15 protein-coding genes, 1 tRNA gene and 1 pseudogene are annotated in these 17,071 nt (G+C 31.9%); 4 read left to right on the top strand and 13 right to left on the bottom strand.

Annotated elements, in window-relative coordinates; all coding sequences use genetic code 11:
- The first annotated feature begins 10 nt into the window (after positions 1-10).
- From WOO_RS01060 to WOO_RS01050, 4 genes are all read left to right on the top strand, one after another.
- Positions 11-83, top strand: a tRNA-Val gene (locus WOO_RS01060).
- Positions 84-669: 586 nt separating this feature from the next.
- The gene (locus WOO_RS04010) at positions 670-843 is read left to right on the top strand and encodes a hypothetical protein (protein WP_155981154.1); all 174 of its coding nucleotides are present in this window, start codon (positions 670-672) and stop codon (positions 841-843) included.
- 309 nt (positions 844-1,152) lie between these two features.
- The gene (locus tag WOO_RS03675) at positions 1,153-1,467 is read left to right on the top strand and encodes a hypothetical protein (protein WP_052307033.1); all 315 of its coding nucleotides are present in this window, start codon (positions 1,153-1,155) and stop codon (positions 1,465-1,467) included.
- Positions 1,468-1,594: 127 nt separating this feature from the next.
- A complete protein-coding gene (locus tag WOO_RS01050; protein WP_044135390.1) occupies positions 1,595-1,783 on the top strand; it encodes a hypothetical protein in 189 nt (62 codons plus the stop codon).
- 90 nt (positions 1,784-1,873) lie between these two features.
- Here the strand turns inward: WOO_RS01050 and thyX are convergent, their stop codons facing one another.
- The 13 genes and pseudogenes from thyX to WOO_RS04245 form a co-directional block, all read right to left on the bottom strand.
- Positions 1,874-2,737 carry an FAD-dependent thymidylate synthase gene (thyX, locus tag WOO_RS01045; protein ID WP_014868849.1) on the bottom strand — a complete coding sequence of 288 codons (864 nt, stop codon included), beginning with the start codon at positions 2,735-2,737 and terminating at the stop codon, positions 1,874-1,876.
- A 9-nt stretch (positions 2,738-2,746) separates the two neighbouring features.
- The gene (murA, locus tag WOO_RS01040) at positions 2,747-4,027 is read right to left on the bottom strand and encodes a UDP-N-acetylglucosamine 1-carboxyvinyltransferase (RefSeq protein ID WP_014868848.1); all 1,281 of its coding nucleotides are present in this window, start codon (positions 4,025-4,027) and stop codon (positions 2,747-2,749) included.
- A 57-nt stretch (positions 4,028-4,084) separates the two neighbouring features.
- Positions 4,085-4,462, bottom strand: a complete 378-nt coding sequence (locus WOO_RS01035; RefSeq protein ID WP_014868847.1) for a holo-[acyl-carrier-protein] synthase — start codon at positions 4,460-4,462, stop codon at positions 4,085-4,087.
- Positions 4,459-5,736, bottom strand: a complete 1,278-nt coding sequence (proS, locus tag WOO_RS01030) for a proline--tRNA ligase (RefSeq protein ID WP_014868846.1) — start codon at positions 5,734-5,736, stop codon at positions 4,459-4,461. Before proS ends, WOO_RS01035 begins: the two co-directional genes overlap by 4 nt.
- 100 nt (positions 5,737-5,836) lie before the next feature.
- The gene (locus tag WOO_RS03670; RefSeq protein ID WP_014868845.1) at positions 5,837-7,027 is read right to left on the bottom strand and encodes a hypothetical protein; all 1,191 of its coding nucleotides are present in this window, start codon (positions 7,025-7,027) and stop codon (positions 5,837-5,839) included.
- 95 nt (positions 7,028-7,122) lie between these two features.
- Positions 7,123-8,697 carry a penicillin-binding transpeptidase domain-containing protein gene (locus WOO_RS01020; protein WP_014868844.1) on the bottom strand — a complete coding sequence of 525 codons (1,575 nt, stop codon included), beginning with the start codon at positions 8,695-8,697 and terminating at the stop codon, positions 7,123-7,125.
- Positions 8,698-10,245: 1,548 nt separating this feature from the next.
- Positions 10,246-11,142, bottom strand: coding sequence for a bifunctional methylenetetrahydrofolate dehydrogenase/methenyltetrahydrofolate cyclohydrolase FolD (gene folD, locus WOO_RS01015; RefSeq protein ID WP_014868843.1), 897 nt, complete (start codon positions 11,140-11,142; stop codon positions 10,246-10,248).
- Between the two features lie 3 nt (positions 11,143-11,145).
- The gene (locus WOO_RS01010; RefSeq protein WP_014868842.1) at positions 11,146-11,772 is read right to left on the bottom strand and encodes a UbiX family flavin prenyltransferase; all 627 of its coding nucleotides are present in this window, start codon (positions 11,770-11,772) and stop codon (positions 11,146-11,148) included.
- Between the two features lie 80 nt (positions 11,773-11,852).
- Positions 11,853-12,029 (bottom strand): annotated as a pseudogene (locus WOO_RS04320) (GapR family DNA-binding domain-containing protein).
- Between the two features lie 9 nt (positions 12,030-12,038).
- Positions 12,039-13,325, bottom strand: a complete 1,287-nt coding sequence (locus WOO_RS01000; protein ID WP_014868841.1) for an HlyC/CorC family transporter — start codon at positions 13,323-13,325, stop codon at positions 12,039-12,041.
- 463 nt (positions 13,326-13,788) lie between these two features.
- Complete coding sequence (locus WOO_RS04250) at positions 13,789-14,085, bottom strand: aminotransferase class III-fold pyridoxal phosphate-dependent enzyme (protein ID WP_255325507.1); 297 nt, start codon at positions 14,083-14,085, stop codon at positions 13,789-13,791.
- A 13-nt stretch (positions 14,086-14,098) separates the two neighbouring features.
- Positions 14,099-14,299, bottom strand: coding sequence for a hypothetical protein (locus tag WOO_RS04315; RefSeq protein WP_369336059.1), 201 nt, complete (start codon positions 14,297-14,299; stop codon positions 14,099-14,101).
- Between the two features lie 128 nt (positions 14,300-14,427).
- Positions 14,428-14,664: an aminotransferase class III-fold pyridoxal phosphate-dependent enzyme gene (locus tag WOO_RS04245; protein WP_255325506.1), complete on the bottom strand. Its 237-nt coding sequence runs from the start codon at positions 14,662-14,664 to the stop codon at positions 14,428-14,430.
- Positions 14,665-17,071: the final 2,407 nt, after the last annotated feature.

The following is a 17,071-nucleotide window of genomic DNA, read 5'->3' as shown; positions in this document are numbered from 1 at the left end:
GTTATTGAAGGGGCAATTAGCTCAGCCGGTAGAGCATCTCGTTTACACCGAGAAGGTCGGCAGTTCAAGCCTGTCATTGCCCATTAGTGTTGATTTTGGATAACTATAATATTGTATAAATGCATTTTACTTAGTTTTATTATTACTATATATTATAGTATCTACTTAAGCTAGAAGGTACAAAAATTCCTAGGCACTGAATGATACCTTTTGCTTATGCGAGTTATCTTAATAAAAGTAAATGTTTATGAAATTATACGGTGTGTGCTGAAATGATAAATTGTAATTACCTATACTTAGGTATAAAGAAACTTAACTTTAACATATTTTTCATGTACACGTTATATAATTAATAGACTTATTCAATTTATAGAAAACACTAATGATTAAAGATACAATTATTTTGAACTTTGAGATAAAAAAAGGCAAGCCTATAATATTACTTTTTGAAGTATGAAGCTTGCGAACGAAAGCAAAAATCTTTTGCGTGAGAGACTTAACAGTATAGTTCAATTTGATAGCTTAGATAAGCCTGAATCTTAATCGTGAAAATTCTATATCTATTATAATAAATATAGTGAATTTAATGGCAGAAGTTAACTGTATATTAACAATGATGATGGTAGATATTTAATATTTAATCTTCCACTCAATTATTACAAGTTCTCAATGGAGATATCATTGGATGAAGGAAAGATAGTAGACTATGGATTTTACCTATGGTATGCAATTTATAACCCTAACCTCTATAATAAGGTACAAGAAAGAAGTTTTGATGACGGAAGTGAATTGTTACCGATTGCATTGAATGTGTTAGATACTTTTCTAGGTAACAAGAGTTGATTAACCACACAAGATATATTTTTACAGATGCAAAAGAAAATTGCTGAAGAAGAACTAAAATTGGTAAGAGAGGAAAGATAAGCAGAAGAAGGGTTAGATCGAAAGAGTAAGAAGTTAAAGGCTTATAAAAAAAGGTAAAGTTATTTTGTTTAAAGTAGAAAAGGCCATAATATGAGCAACGCCTGCTCCACAGCAGTTTTACAGCTTGACAAAGGAAGTATTAGATAGTCCTCGATGCAAGTAAGTATTATATAACAGAAGTATGAAGATAACAAATATTTACATTGTATCAGCTCTAGTTATGACATATTGCTTGACTACAGAAATTTATTTTTTATTTTCAATAAAAGCTCTTATCCTGAACTTGAAAGCGGGTTTTATTCAATATATGAATTGAATTATGATAACTATGCTAAGCATTTAAACGGTGGACCATCTTTTAGTGATAATCGATTATCTGAAAGATTATCTGACGGATTTAAAGAAGGTAACAATCAGGTGAATGTAGAAGTTGTACTTAGTGATAGTTTTATGAACGAAGAAGTTTCAATAGAAAGCAAAGTTAAGCTTGGGAGAAAAGAGAAGTTGAAGAAGATAAAAACGAACAGAAAGAAGCTGCTATAATAGTATTATCAGAGATATGAAAGATGATAATATAGAAAAAAATTTAACCCACGATTTAAAAATCGGAGTAGGAAGTCCTATTGAGATGGGAAAGTGTCAAGCAATACTGTAAGCTCAAAATCAAGGTATGGATAATTTTTATCAAAACTTAAGTAGTCAGTATATTACTGAAAAATGTGATTGCGATAAAATGACTGCTCTATATAATAAAGTTTATGTACAGGGTTCTGAGCTTGATAAAAAGCTGGTTACTCTTTCTGAGGCTTATGTTGCAAATAATCATTTGTTTATTAAAGGCCAGGATTTGGGAATATAAGTAATTTTAATGAGGTGTTCTATAAAAGCGATGATTAATATAATATAAAAACAAACGAGAATTAATGGTAAAAAAGCTGATGCATAATCTTCAAGATTGCTTATAAAGCATGGACATTAGCTCGTTCCATTCTCTTTTGCTGATTCCACTTTCTTCTCTAGTAACATTTTCTCCTTTAATCAGCTTGCGAATTACTTCTAGGCCAGATCTTGGAATGTAAGCTGACTCTAAGCAATATTCAATGAAAGCACTGTGAGCTATCGGTACCCACTCCTTTATTATATCTAACATAATTTCTGCATAGACCCTGATTTCGTATTGAGCATGTTTGTCAATTCTGAGCTTCAAAAAGTGAAAGAGGTTATGTAGATCTACTTTCCAATAAAATTGTGTGTAGTAATTAAGCGTTAAATTAGTTCGAGCAATTTCCCTTGCAAGCCCTTGTTCAATAAACTTCTCATAATGAGAATATGCTAGATTAGAGTCATTTATTAAAGAATCTATTATTTTTTTTGAAGTGTTTAAGTCAAAAGCTTTGCCTCTGCCTTGTTTGTTATTATCAGATTGTTTTGCGATCTGTTCTGCTTTTGGTATATAAAACTCATGATCGAGTATTGAGTATCTTGCAGAATATTCATTCACATTTGCAGTCCTATGTCTTATCCATTGTCTTGCAACAAAAATCGGGAGTTTCACGTGAAACTTAATTTCACACATTTCAAATGGAGTTGTATGGTAATGTCTCATCAAATATTTTATAAGTGCTTCATCTTGATTTATCTGTTTTGTTCCTTTTCCATAAGAGATACGAGCAGCTTGTAGTATAGCACTATCAGAGCCCATATAATCTATTACCCGAATAAATCCATGATCTAATACTTTGTATTTTTTGTATAGAATTTCGTCCATTTCTTTCACTGTAGTTCGCTTAGTTAAATAACGTTTCTCATTCATAACATGTTTTTAAGATAAAATGGAAATATCAGCTCCGCATGAATTGAGTTTTTCATGCATTACTTCATATCCCCTCCATAAGTGATCTGAATTACTTATCGTAGTTTCTCCTCTAGCTACCAAAGAAGCGAGTATCAGAGCCGCTGTTGACCTCAGGTCAGTAGCATATAGATTATTAGCTCCGTATAAGCTTTTTATTCCGTTTATAGTAGCTTTGTTTTTCTTTATGTTTATGTTAGCACCTAATTTTCTCAACTCACTTGTATGTGTGAACCTGTTCTCAAAAATGTTTTCTTCAATGACAGATGTTCCATCAGCAATGCACATTGTGGACATAAGTTGTGGTTGCATGTCACTGGGAAAATTAGGGTACGAATCTGTTGCGACGTTGATAGATTTAATAAAACAGCTTTTTCTAGAAACAGTAATACCTTGATCAAGTAATTCGATCTTAGCTCCTATGGTTTCCAACTCATTTGCAATGCATCTTATATCAGATAGATTTATTCCTTCTAACGTCAACTCACCACCAGTTATTATAGCAGCTAGTGCATATGTACCAGCTTCTATACGATCTAATATTATTTTATGGACACATCCATTTAATACCTCAACTCCTGTTATTGTAATTTTTTTATTGTTGATTTTAATATTAGCTCCCATTTTCTTTAGAAATTCTATTAAATCCACAATTTCTGGCTCTGTTGCAGCATTGTTTATTGTTGTCACCCCTTCTGCAAGGGTTGCCGCCATTATTATATTTTCTGTTGCGCCAACGCTTGTCTTCTCGAATGTAATCTCTTTCCCTTTTAGTTTTCCTTTCACTGCTACAATTATATTACAACCATCAATTTCAATTTCAGCTCCCATTGCTTCTAATGCTTTGATGTGCATATCAACGGGACGTTTTCCAATATTACATCCACCAGGGAAGACCGTTGTAATTTTACCAAATCTACTGAGAATTGGACCCAGCATTAGAAAAGATGCTCGTAGCTTACTTGCAGTTTCATGTGATACTATGTAATTATTGATATTGCTACAATCAATTTCAAAAATATGGTTTGCTTTATAGCCTTTATTGTACATAAAGTTTACCTTCGCTCCAAGCTTTTCGAGCAGTTCAGACATCAGATGTACGTCAATTAGATTAGGTACGTTATGTAAAGTTACTGAAGAACTGCTTAATAGGCTTGCCGCCATTATCGGTAAAATAGCATTCTTTGAACCGTTAATCTTAATTTCTCCAACCAAGGGCTTACAATTACTCTTTACTAATATTTTATGCATTCAAATAAGATAAACCTTACCGAATAAGTATAGTAAATCGATAGTAAAAGGCAAACTTTACCTATCATTGCAGATTATAACAAACGCAATAGCGTAATCTCCATCATCACTTAGAGAAAGATGCAATATGCAGTCTTTGGAAATAAAATCCTTGCTAATGGTAAGATATGGCTTCCCTCTTGAATCGCTATATATTTCTATATCTTTCATTGTAATGCCCTGGCTGAATCCACTACCTAACGCCTTAACAAAAGCCTCCTTTGCTGCAAAGCGCTTAGCAAAATATTTTGCACGTATTTTTTGACTTTTGTACTTTCTGCTTATCTCTATTTCCTGCTTAGTGTAGATTTTATTGAGGAATTTTCCCTCATACTTCTGCAGTATCTTCAATATTCTTGATATATATACTATATCAATACCAATACCACGTATCATTCTGTGGTAAAGCGATTTATTGCTTCTTCAATCTGAATTTCTTTCACTTCTCCAGTTACTCTATTTTTTATTTCAACTAAATTTTCACTTACTGCCTTCTTTCCAACAATTATCTGCCATGGCAGGCCTATCAGATCCATTCTAGCAAATTTCACTCCTATGCTTTCTTCTGTATCATCGTAAAGCACTTTATCGCTTTTCAAAGTTTTGTATATTTTGTTTGCAATCTCTACACATTTACCAGTTTTTATTTGTAGGTTAATTAAGCCAATTCTGAAGGGAGCTATCGCTTCTGGCCAGATAATTCCTTTATCATCATGGAAAGCTTCTATTATCGCACCAACAAGCCTTGAAACTCCAATGCCGTACGAGCCCATATGTATATTAACATTTTTTCCATTTTGTGTAGTAACTTTTGCGTTCATTGGCTTTGAATATTTATTTCCGAAGTAAAAAATATGACCTATTTCGATACCTTTGCTAAGGCTTAACTGTTCTTGTGGTATAGGGCAAGTTTTAGTATGATGTATATTATCTGCAACTGCGTATATGCTCTTTAAACTTTCAACATCTTCATTTTTCAGTAATTCAGGAAGTTTATTGTCATAATATAAAGTGCTTTCACCTGTGCTTGCCAATATATGAAACTCGTGGCTTAAATTTCCTCCAATTAGTCCAGTATCTGCCCTAACTACAATTGGAGTGAATCCCATGCGCTTGAAAATTTTTATATAAGTTTTGTACATTGAATTATATGAATTCAGTGCATTTTTATAGTCTGTATCGAAACTATATGCATCTTTCATCAAAAATTCCCTACCTCTCATAATACCATAACGTGGTCTTACTTCGTCACGAAACTTCCACTGAATTTGATATAAACAAAGTGGCAAATTTTTGTAACTCTTTACCATGCCTCTAATCAAATCAGTTGCTACCTCCTCATGAGTTGGACCAAAAAGCATATTGCTCTCATACCTGTCCTTAATACGTAACATCTCCTTGCCGTAATTATTGTAACGTTCTGACTCTTGCCAAAGATTTGCCGGCTGTACACAAGGCATTAATACTTCAATGGCGCCAGACTTATTCATTTCATCTCTGATTATACCTTCAATATTTTTAAGCACTAAAAGGCCAAGTGGCAACCAAGAATAAATGCCAGATGCTATTTGCTTTACTAAACCTGCGCGTATCGAATATTGATGAGAAGTAATCTCAGTATCAGTAGGAGTTTCTTTTAAAGTTGGTAAGTAATATTTAGATAAGCGCACTTAATAGATTTGATTATATTAGATAATCTTAATACGATCAGATTTGTAAGTAAACTTATTTTAAAGATAAGAAAGTGTGTTATATCTTTTTTCTTTTCTTCTAATTTCTGAATCGACTCATACGTTCTTTGAAAGAAAGAGTAGATGGATCTTGTACCTCACTATTCACTAGATCTGTATTACTCTTTTCCTTTATAAGAGAAATTTTAGATCTCATTTGTAAATTGGTTGGCTTTGGTGACACAGAAGGCTTATCTGTTTTTAGTGTAGAGTGTAATAATGATGCGAGTTCAGGCTTGATGTCGTCACCGGACCTATAACCACTTTCGGGAGTTATGTTTCCTTTTTCATTGTCTGATGGGAGAGCTTGAGGTGTATACTTTTCCTTGTGTTTTGTTAGCCTCTTTTTTTTCGGTCTTTCTTCATCTGTACTCCAACCTGAACTACTGTTAAAACTAGAACACTCACTTTCACTGTCTGAGGATTTGATTGCTATTCTCCTCCGTGCAAGTGCGATATTAAGAATCAAAACCATATCTTGATTTTGATCAGTAGTACCAGACTGCTTTTGCTGTACATTTGTGTTTTTAGTGTGCCTTAACTTAACTCCTTTTTTTATCTGCTCGAGTAAAATATCTTTACTGCTTCCTTGTTTGGTATCATTACCAATTCCAGCTTCAGGCATGTTAGAGCCATTAACTTTTTTTGATGAAAGGATTTCACTTAAGCTTGAAGTAAGAGAAAACTGCGTAGCAGCACTGTGTGGTGATCCTGCAGTATCAGTTTGTGAAACAGCTGTGTCAGGAGCTAATGAAAGCTGTGTAGAAGTGTATATACTTGATTTATTCTTCAAATCAATATCACTATCAACTTTTATTTGTGATTCACTACTTTGCCTCTTAATAGTTTTATTAAAACTTTCTTCAATTGATCGCTTTTCAAGCAATGATTTTTTTATCATTTTTTTTGTTTGCTGTTCCTCTTTGAAGGTTCCTCTACTGAGACTTACTTCTTTTTTATTACTAACTTTAGAAATACTGAGTTTGATAAGGTATGCTACTAAAACCAGTGTAGCAACTGCAAAAACAATAAAAATTGTTAAAGGAGCTACTGTATTGACATTAGAATTAGAAATTGTTGTAGTGATGCAAGGAAGATATTGACCAGCTGTAAAACTTAATGCAGATGATGCTAAAATAGTAATTAAAGGTTGAAATACAGTTAACTTAGTTTTGATAAGTTCCCAGTGATTTGTACTACCTTTTGATAGCGTAGTAGTGGATATATACATTTTCTCTCACTATTAACACAATGCTAATGATAACAAAGCTATAAACAGTTGTCAATGGTTTATAGATAAGTTAAATAAGTTAATCTTTGTAAAAATCACTTTTTAAACATGTGTTGTAATATCTCATTAGCTATAGTAATATCCTGGCGTGGAGCTTTACCATATTCTGTAAATACAGAGACTGCGTAGCGTGGGTCATGATAAGGGCCATAAGCGATAAATAGTTTGTGACTTTCACCCTTGGAGTTTATTTCTGGTGTACCAGTTTTACCGGCTATTTGTATATTGCTTGTAAGTACAAGCCTTCTTCTATAGACTCCAATTTTAGAATTCACCATATCAGACATAGCTTTTTGAACTATTCTAAGATGCTCATAATCTATATTAATATTAGGAAAATCTCGTATCGTTTTACTTGTTTTAATGTAGGGAATTACCTTTTTCCCTGTTGCAATTCTTGCTGCAAGGACTGCAAGCTGCAGTGGTGTTGTGAGCAAATATCCTTGTCCTATAACTAAGTTTATAGTATCGCCTAAATACCATTCTGAGTATAGCTTTCGTGAACGCCAATCTCTATCAGGCAACAATCCTGGAGCTTCTTCCTTAAATGTTTCAATTAGTGGACCACTACCAATACCAAATTTTCTGGCCATTTCTACTAGAGAGTCTACACTTATTTTTTTCCCTATATTATAAAAGTAAGTGTTACATGAGAGAACCATTGCTTCATTCAAAGACACACATCCATGAATTTTACTTTGCAAGCAACGGAATCTCCGTTCACCTATTTTCATATAACCATTACATGAAAATTTTTCTTCTGGGATAATTATTCCATCTTTTAAACCTGCAAGTGCAACTATTATCTTAAATATTGAGCCAGGTGGAATTTGGTATGATAGTGCACGATTTATAAGTGGTAATGAAGGAGCATTTAGGCTTTCCAAAGTTTCATTCGATAATTTGCTAGTAAAGAGATTATTGTCATAAGAGGGTGAATTATATAACGCTAAAATTTCTCCATTATTTACGTCGATTACAACTACAGAGCCATTGTAATCTTTAAATATTTCTGCAATTTTTTTTTGCAAATCAATGTCAATTGTCAACTGTACATCTTGACCGTCCTGCTGTGGTATATTCAACAATTCTCTCATGACACGGTTTTTAGAATTGACTTCCTGCTCAGACTTTCCTGGCTCACCTTTTAATATATTATCGTATGTATATTCAATACCACTTACTCCTGTCTCACTCGTGCCTTGCTGTTTTTTTGTATACCCTAGTGTATGAGAGCATATTGAACCGAAAGGATAATAACGTTTATAAAAAGCGGTTACTTTTATTTGTGACGACTTTGCTATCTTAGATTCAATTTCTGATAATGTTTGCAAATCGACTTCTTTGTTAGAAGCCTTTTGCCCATTAAATGAAACAACATAAGAAATTTTGTTTGCTGCAAGCTCAATGCCATTCCTATCTAAAATTCTGCCTCGCATAGGTACAATAGTAGCGATTCGTATCCTATTATTGTTAGATAGTGCTTCATATTTTTTTCTGTTTTGTATTTGTAAATTATATAATCTGCAACTGAAAATCGCAGAAATGGTAAGTTGGATACCACCTAGTATAAATGCCCTGCGGTTAAAGACTTTGTTTTTTGTTTGCATAGAATCTCTTCAAACATAGCTTTGTGGTACGAATACAAAAGAACGAAAAACTTCGATACATAACTATATGATTTATAAAGATAGTGTATTGAATATTATAGCAATGAAGTACGAAGATGTCATTTGACGTACATCAACTATAAGCTAAGTAGCTCATAGGAGATGCAAAAGTTACTTAACAAGTTTTTACAGTCTTCTTAAGAAGAATTGAAGGTGTTTAGTTATCTTCAATCTGTGAGGTAAAATGACAAAAATATTAAGTAGTTAATATTCTATGTTTTTATTTTTGAACTATGTGAATCTTATATCTTTACGGATCCATAGGTTTTTACCTACATAAGCTAAAACATGTTTTATAAAGTGTTTAAGCAGCAATGCCGATTTGTAAGATTTAGAGAAAGAATAACTATCTACACAGGGTTTCTTTTGCTGTTTTTTTTTGAAAAGTAAATTTCTTAAGTATCTTTAAATGCAGCTAAATTGCGGTTATTAAACATTTAAAACATAAAAAAAATGCTAACGTTTTAAAACGAGTATCAACCTTATTCTCTTTTACTTTTTTCATTCGTTAATCTTTTTAACATTTATAACTAAAATAATTAATGAATTGGGTAGAAAGTTGTTATTCCGGTACATGAATGGAGTTCATTTTTCTAGGTTATATCTTTTTAAGAATCAAAAATAAGCAGGGGAAGTAATATTATATCTAGGTATATCACATTCTAACATCTGTACACTATCTAATTTAATGAATCATAAACTATGATTTCTTTTGATATACTTTTAGTTTTAACTACACTACAAGCCCTTTTCCCTCGCTTACTTAAGGTGACAAGTTCTAATTAGACTTGTTAATATCTGACTATATAAGATTGAACTTTGATTATATTTGATTTATTGTTGTGATAATGGAGCAATTGCATTGCTCCATTACGTACATTCTGATAACTCTTTTGCTAATATCTTTGGTTTATTGCTTTTGTTAATTCAGGAAATTAACTATTCATGATATCAAATACATACTCAATTAATCGGTGTTTTTAATTAAATTATTGTCATGTTATTCATATGGCGGACAAAACTATTTTATATTATTCTGCTCTATTATATTTTTTAATTGCCATGTTTGTCTTTTAAAACACTTGAATTATTTCTCACTTGCGAATAACATCAATTTTCTATGTGACCAAGAATAGCTGCCCAGCTCATGACTTGCTTTATGGATTTTTCTACTATTTCAGATTTATACGTTCATAAAAGAAGAAGTGTTGCTTTTGCTTCATAGATAGAACATTGGTAGTATCACATATTCTGTTGTTGGAGGTCTATTATCAAATGTAAGTACAACAAATTTGTTATTGCTACTCAGCAATTTTTTTATATTGCTTATATTATTTATATAATAAAATTATAGATTATGGTTGGATCCACGGTGCGGTAAATGAAAATTATAATCATAATAGAAGTTTGTACTTGAATGTAGTAAAAGAAAGATTGTTATTAACCATATTTTCAATTTTATCATCCTAACTAATCATATTACTGCAGCTATAGGTCTTGGCATATAAAGCTAGAAGCATCAATTCCCTTCTGCAAACAAGTAGCAATAATAGTGTTTACCATCAAAAATGCGATAGTCATTGGGCCAACGCCTCCTGGTACTGGAGTAATAGCTTTGGCTTTTTCTTTTATCCCATCAAAGTCAACGTCACCTATGAGGCTTGGTTGCCCTTCTGTGTTTACACTATTTATGCCAACGTCAATTACTATTGCGCTTTTTTTTATCCAGTCTTTTTGAACAAATCTTGGCTTTCCGACTGCTGCGACTATTATATCTGCCCTAGAGCAATATTTAGCTAAATTTCTACTCTGTGAGTGCAAGATGGTAACAGTGCAGTCTTCTTGTAACAATAGGTGAAACATTGGCTTACCCACAATATTTGATCTCCCAATCACAACAGCATTTTTACTAGAAAGGTTTTTTTCAATTGATTTAATCAAATATAAACAACCTTTAGGGGTACAAGGTATAAGACAATTTTTTTCACCTTTAACTAGTCTGCCGACATTTTCATCATGAAAGCCATCTACATCTTTTTCGACATTTATTATGTTAATTACTCTGCTTGTATTAATATGACTTGGTAAAGGCAATTGTACTAAAATGCCATGAACAGATAGATCTGTATTTAATTCATTAATCTTTGTAACTAATTTATCTTCTGAAATATTGTCAGATAAAACAATAGTTTCAGAACTTATACCTATTGATTCTGCTTTTTTTTGTTTATTGCGAACATAGATCTGACTTGCTGGATTGCTTCCCACAAGGATTACTTTAAGGCAAGGAAAAATGTTGTGTTCTCTCTTTAAAACATTAATTTTTCGTGATAGCTTTTTATGTAGATTACTTGCTATTTTTTTACCGTCAATAATAATTGACATTTGCTACACTCCTTGCCATTCTTTGAGGTTAGGTAATTTAATATCAAACAAATTTAATACCTTGCCAATAGAGTGATTGATAATATTTTCTAAAGATTTTGGCTTAATATAGAAAGCTGGCACTGGTGGAGCAATTAATGCTCCCATCTCTGTTAGTTTTAACATGTTTTGTAAATGGCCAAGATGCAATGGTGATTCTCGCACCATAAGAACTAATTTTCTTCTTTCTTTTAATGTTACATCTGCAGCTCTTGTTAATAGGTTGGAAGTAATACCTGATGCAATTTCAGACATTGTTTTTATAGAACATGGAGCGATAATCATTCCTAAAGTTTTAAATGAGCTACTTGCTATCTTTTCTCCTATTTTTTCCTCAGAATAGTAAAAATCTGCAAGTGATATGATATCCTCAAGTTTTTCTGTAACTTCATGATTTATGGTTATTTTTCCAGCACTACTTATTACTAGATGAGTTTCGTAACTTGATTTAGTGTTATTCGAGTACGTGATGCTGGAATATGTTGTAGCAAGTTCAAGAGATTTACTGACCTTTTTTAATATCTCTAGAATACGTACACCATAAATAGAACCAGATGCTCCACTTATTCCAATTACAATTCTGTTATTCATTTAATCTTCTTCGTGACTCATTTCTAATGTACGCTTATAAGTACCAAGCAATATTTCCTATTTTTCTCTATTATCATTATTCATTTTTTTAGTCTAACAATCTGTCTCATTACTTTTGTATCCCAAACTTTATCTGTAGCTTTTGCATACATGTCACAGATGTGGTTTTATATGTCTTTCTTTTCTTGTTCAAGTTTTTCGATTCTCTTTATGTAGCTTTTTAGCTTATCAGCTATTATTTTTACTGTGCTTTTCATAAAACCAAATTAATTAATTGCTGTTACAGTATTATCAATTTTCGCTCGTACTTCAATAGCAGTAATAGTGTTTTTATCTTTTTTTAAAATCTTAAAATAAAAACCATACATGGAAAACTCTTCACCTTCGTCAGGAATACGCTCTATTTCATTTACAATCATGCCTGCCAAAGTTGTAGCCTCTTCATCAGGAAGATTCCAATGTAACTGCCTATTAATGTTCCTAATAGTAGATTTTCCTTCTATGTGATACATATTATCAGATATTTTCTTTATGAAATTCTCTGTGATTAAATCATGTTCATCAGAGATTTCTCCAACTATTTCTTCTAGTATATCCTCAAGAGTTACGATTCCTTGTAGGGCTCCATACTCGTCAACAACAAACGCAAGGTGTTTCCTGTTTTTACGGAAATTATGCAGTTGCACGCTAAGCGGCGTACTTTCTGGTATAAACCAAGGTTTTGACATAACTTGAGTAATGTTAACCTCTTCTGTTCTATTATCTTTTTCACGCAAAGCGTTTATTAGGTTTTTTACGTGAACTACTCCGATGATGTTATCAGGTTCTTTTTGCCATAATGGTACCCTACTGTGACTGCTGGTTAAAATTTCTCTTATTAATTCTTCCTTATTTCGATCTATATCAAGAGAAAATAGGTTTCTTCTGTGGGTCATGATTTCTGATATTTCTGTCTCAGCTAAATCAAGTATGCTGTTTAGCATATCTAAGTCCTGTTTTAACATGGTTCCTTCACTGCGATGAAGAACAATAATATTACGCATTGCATCTGCTGCAGATATTACCTCCCTGTCTTTGTTAGGACCACATAATTTTAGAATGAGATTAACAATAAACTGAATACCTGACGTCAATGGAGAAAAGATCTTGACAAAAAACAGTACAAAATAAGCAGAAAATGATGTAAACTTCTCAGGGTTTTGCATGGCGTAAGTTTTTGGTAATACCTCACAGAATAGCAAGATGCAGAATGTCATTGTAATTGTTAATAGAAAGACGCCTTCGTTCCCAAAAAAGTTTATGACTATTGCTGTAAGTAAAGCGGAACAGGTAATGTTAATAATTGTGTTGCCGAGTAATATTGTACCTATTGTTAATTCCTTTTTATTTAATAAATGGTCGATTACCTTGGCTTTTTTGTTACCGTCTAGCTTTAATTTATTTACTCGGGAGCGGCTAATAGAGGTTAATCCTATTTCTGCTCCTGAAAATAAAAATGATAAAATCAACAAAACAAAAATTATTGATAATACTAAAATCAATAACTGACCCATTAAAGTGTAATATTACTGTGATAAAAACTAGAGTTAATTTTGTCTACTATAAGAAGCATTTGCAAATTTGAAGTTCTGTATGGCTAGGTTTTATATACCTAAAACATTTACATATTTTTAACCTCAAAAAATAAACTATGGAGTATATCGCATGCTGCATCTACATGTTTACCCTCAGTAATAAGTGGAGGGGGTTATTCTTATCACTCTATTATTTAATAACTCTAGTTATTATTAAACCTTTGTCAAGAGATCGGCTAACAATTTTATCAGCAAAAGGTACTTTGAGCTCTACTCCTATCAATAAACCTTCTCCACGAATTTCTGAGATTATCTTTGGAAATTCTTTAGCTAAAGTAGCAATTTCTCTTTTAAATATTTACTAACTCTTCTAATATGATTAAAAAAGCTTTCTTTCAGCATTATATCAAGCACTGTGTTACCGACAGTAATAGCAAGAGGATTACCGCCATAAGTTGATCTTATGAGTTCCTAGGGTAATCGCTTCTGCTACATAACTTTTTATTAAACATGCAGCTATAGGGAATCCATTGTCCATAGCTTTCGCACAAGTTAACATGTCAGGCTCAATTTCTATGTTCTGATAATAAAATAAAGAACCGATACGTCCATATCCATATTGCACTTTATCAAAACACAAAATTATTCCTTGAGCTCTTGTTATTTCTCTCACCTTTTGAAGGTACTCTACATCTAGAATATACACTTTCCCCTCGCTTTGTATAGGTTCTAAAAACAAAGCAGCTGTCTCATTACTGATCTTTTTCTCTAGTGCTCTTTGATGTCATTTCTTGGCACTTTATCGAAACCAGGAAGGAGCGGAGCGAAGCCTTCGCGTAATTTCTTGCTTCCTCAGCAGAAATTGCAGCAATACTACGTCCATGAAAACCTCCTTCGATTGTAATAATGCGATAACGCTTTTCCTCACCTTTTAAATAAAAATAACGACGAATAAGTTTGATTGTAGCCTCTGTTACCTCAAGTACGCTTGAGCAAAAAAAACTTTATCTGTAAAAGTAAGTACTGTTAAACGCTCAGCAAGCCTTTCCTGTTGAGGGATAATGAAAATATTAGAGCAGTGCTACAATGAATCCAATTGTTCCTTCAACTTATTTATAATATATAGATGGCATTGTCCCAAGGAAGTTGTGGAAATACCTGCAGGAAAGTCTAAATATTTTTTACCATCTCTATTAAAAAGGTATACTCCTTTTCCTCTGACTATAGGAATGTTAAACCTATTATGTGCATTAATAATATAGTTCATTTTAAGTGTTGCAGTATTATCAACAATTTTGTAACTATACTTGTGTGTCATTATCAACAAATAATTAATGTTTGTAAATTAATTACATCTAAGGTATAGATTATGAGGGAAGATGGAAATATGCTTTAATTTAGAGTAGGAAAATGTTACTGTGGATATGGTACGTGTGATAAGAAGTTTTATCACTAATATAACTTCTTTTACTGATTTTAAACTATAATCAGAAAGTTATCTGCTGCATAAGGTAACAAAACTACTGAAGTAGGCTTTAGTAGAAGTAGTATAATATTTAAAATAGATAATAAAAACCTATTCTATAAGAAGCTGATTAAGCTTTCTACTATGTATTGCAGATTAAAGAAAAATGGTAATATATGTGTTATTAACTCATACGTTGGTATGGTTGAGTGGGGGAACAATATTAATGGTTTAAGGTTACAAAAAGAGGGATAACAAAGTAATTTTATATTATATAAAGGAAACTCGCTTCTAAAGGTGAAAATATGTGATAAAAATAATAAACTTATTAGAAGAGGCTTTATCATAAAACAAGAGGTTATCAAAGTGAAAACAGGGATAGTGTTGTCGAAACACTTGAATCAGATAAAGTGATAGAAACTTTGCTTAAAGATATAATAGATGATCTATATTTTTATATTAAGTTATATATTTTTACATATAATTTAGCATATGAAGTGCTGAAATTTATTAATTTTTATGATAAAAATGATCTAGTGCTATAGAAGATCATAAGAGAAGAAGGTAACTTTATTCTGTAATAGAAGTTAGTGATACAGATCATTTATATCGGATAAGAATGAAGTTCTTCTTCCAGCATATGATGACTATTAGTATCAGTATGCATAAAATATATCTGATGTACTGACAATGAGCGAAATAATAATGGATAGCTTTAAAAAAGCTATAATGCAAAGAAGGAATTTACTTTGTAAAAAAAGGGAAAAACTATTGGATAGTATCTATCTATGATAGCAAATATTGTCTTGAATAGTGCTGCTAATAGCTACTTTGCCAAAATAGATTGATGTAATACTTGGCTGGAATTGGTCATATGTAACCATATTAAAAAAGGTGGTTACTCTTATAGAGATTGGTGTCTAAATATCTAAAGGTTGTTAAATCTGATAGTAGTAATTATAAGCTAACTTTTTGTAATATACTTGATACTAGGTAGGTAAACAGCAGATTCTATCTCTCACAAAGGTGCTATAATGTGATTCTTTATACTGTAGAGTTATTTTAATAATGGCTTTTCTTATATGGTCTAGTATATTTGATCAGTAGATAAAGAAATGTGATAAGTTAAAAAAAAGTATCTGTTCAAGAAGCGCAAAATAAGCTAGGTGAGGTATCATGAAAAGATAAACATAAGGGTAGTAAAAGGTGAGTTTACACCAAATGGTGTAATCTTAACGTGTGATGCGGGGTTTATGTTTCTTTTTTCTAGATACTAGTGTTAGAGCTATTTAGATGGTAGTCTTAACAATCTTTACCTTTTTTAGCTTTTATTTAAGAATATTGTAGCTAAATAAGTTTTAGTGTAAATGTGACTTCTTTAAAATTTTATAAAGCCCTATTTGAAAGGGTTGATTTCTTTTTTAGAGTTTATATGAAGGTGGGTTGTAAGGGTTGTAAAGTAGCATAGATAGCGTTGCAGTATCTCTTATAGACAAAAGAGCATCTAATCTTACTGATTCTTAATATAAATGTTTGTTATGTAGAAAATATTTTATTAGAGGCTTTGCGAAAAGTTTCTATGAAGACGATTATAAAAAAATGGCTAATTGTTTTGAGAGTATGTGCTATTTTTTAATAGAATGGAAATAATGATTTGTGAAATAGTGTGGGAACTTTTGTATAGTTTCTGAAGACAGTAAACATGTTTTTCACTTGTCTTTAATGATGAAAACTAATTTGAGAATTAGCAGAGTAGGAAAACGTCTTGCTTAAACAATTAAAGAGGAATGGAAAAATTGTGAATACAATTTTGCGTCATCAGCAGCAAGGAATGTTTCTTCGGCTCAGCCTTTATATGTGTAAAACGTGACTTTGAGTAGGATACTATGCAATAAGTTACTAAATTCCATCAATAACAAGAATATAATTTCTACACTAGTGCAAGGTATCAGTACTGGTTATATGTACCTAAGCTTAGTAAATAATTTGGAGTAGTTTTTCATGGTTAAAACGAGATGGTACTGTTGTAAGTATGTATAAGATACTCGAAAACCAGAGGAGTTTTTTAAAAATTATAGATGCTTTCTATGAAGCTTATTTTTATGGTGTGCCAACTTTAGCTTGCTGTAAGTAAACAATACAGTTTTACTTAAAAAGTAGCAGCTGCTAACTTTAAATGTAGATTTACTTCATTAACGTTTAGGAATTGAAATTTTAGAAGGTGTAGGTGGTAAAATAAATTTTAATTAGTTGATAAGTA

Origin of the sequence: Wolbachia endosymbiont of Onchocerca ochengi, from assembly GCF_000306885.1 — a bacterium.
GTDB lineage: Bacteria > Pseudomonadota > Alphaproteobacteria > Rickettsiales > Anaplasmataceae > Wolbachia.
The sequence above is the reverse complement of the archived record's forward strand: the minus strand, read 5'-3'. Positions and strand labels throughout refer to the sequence as shown.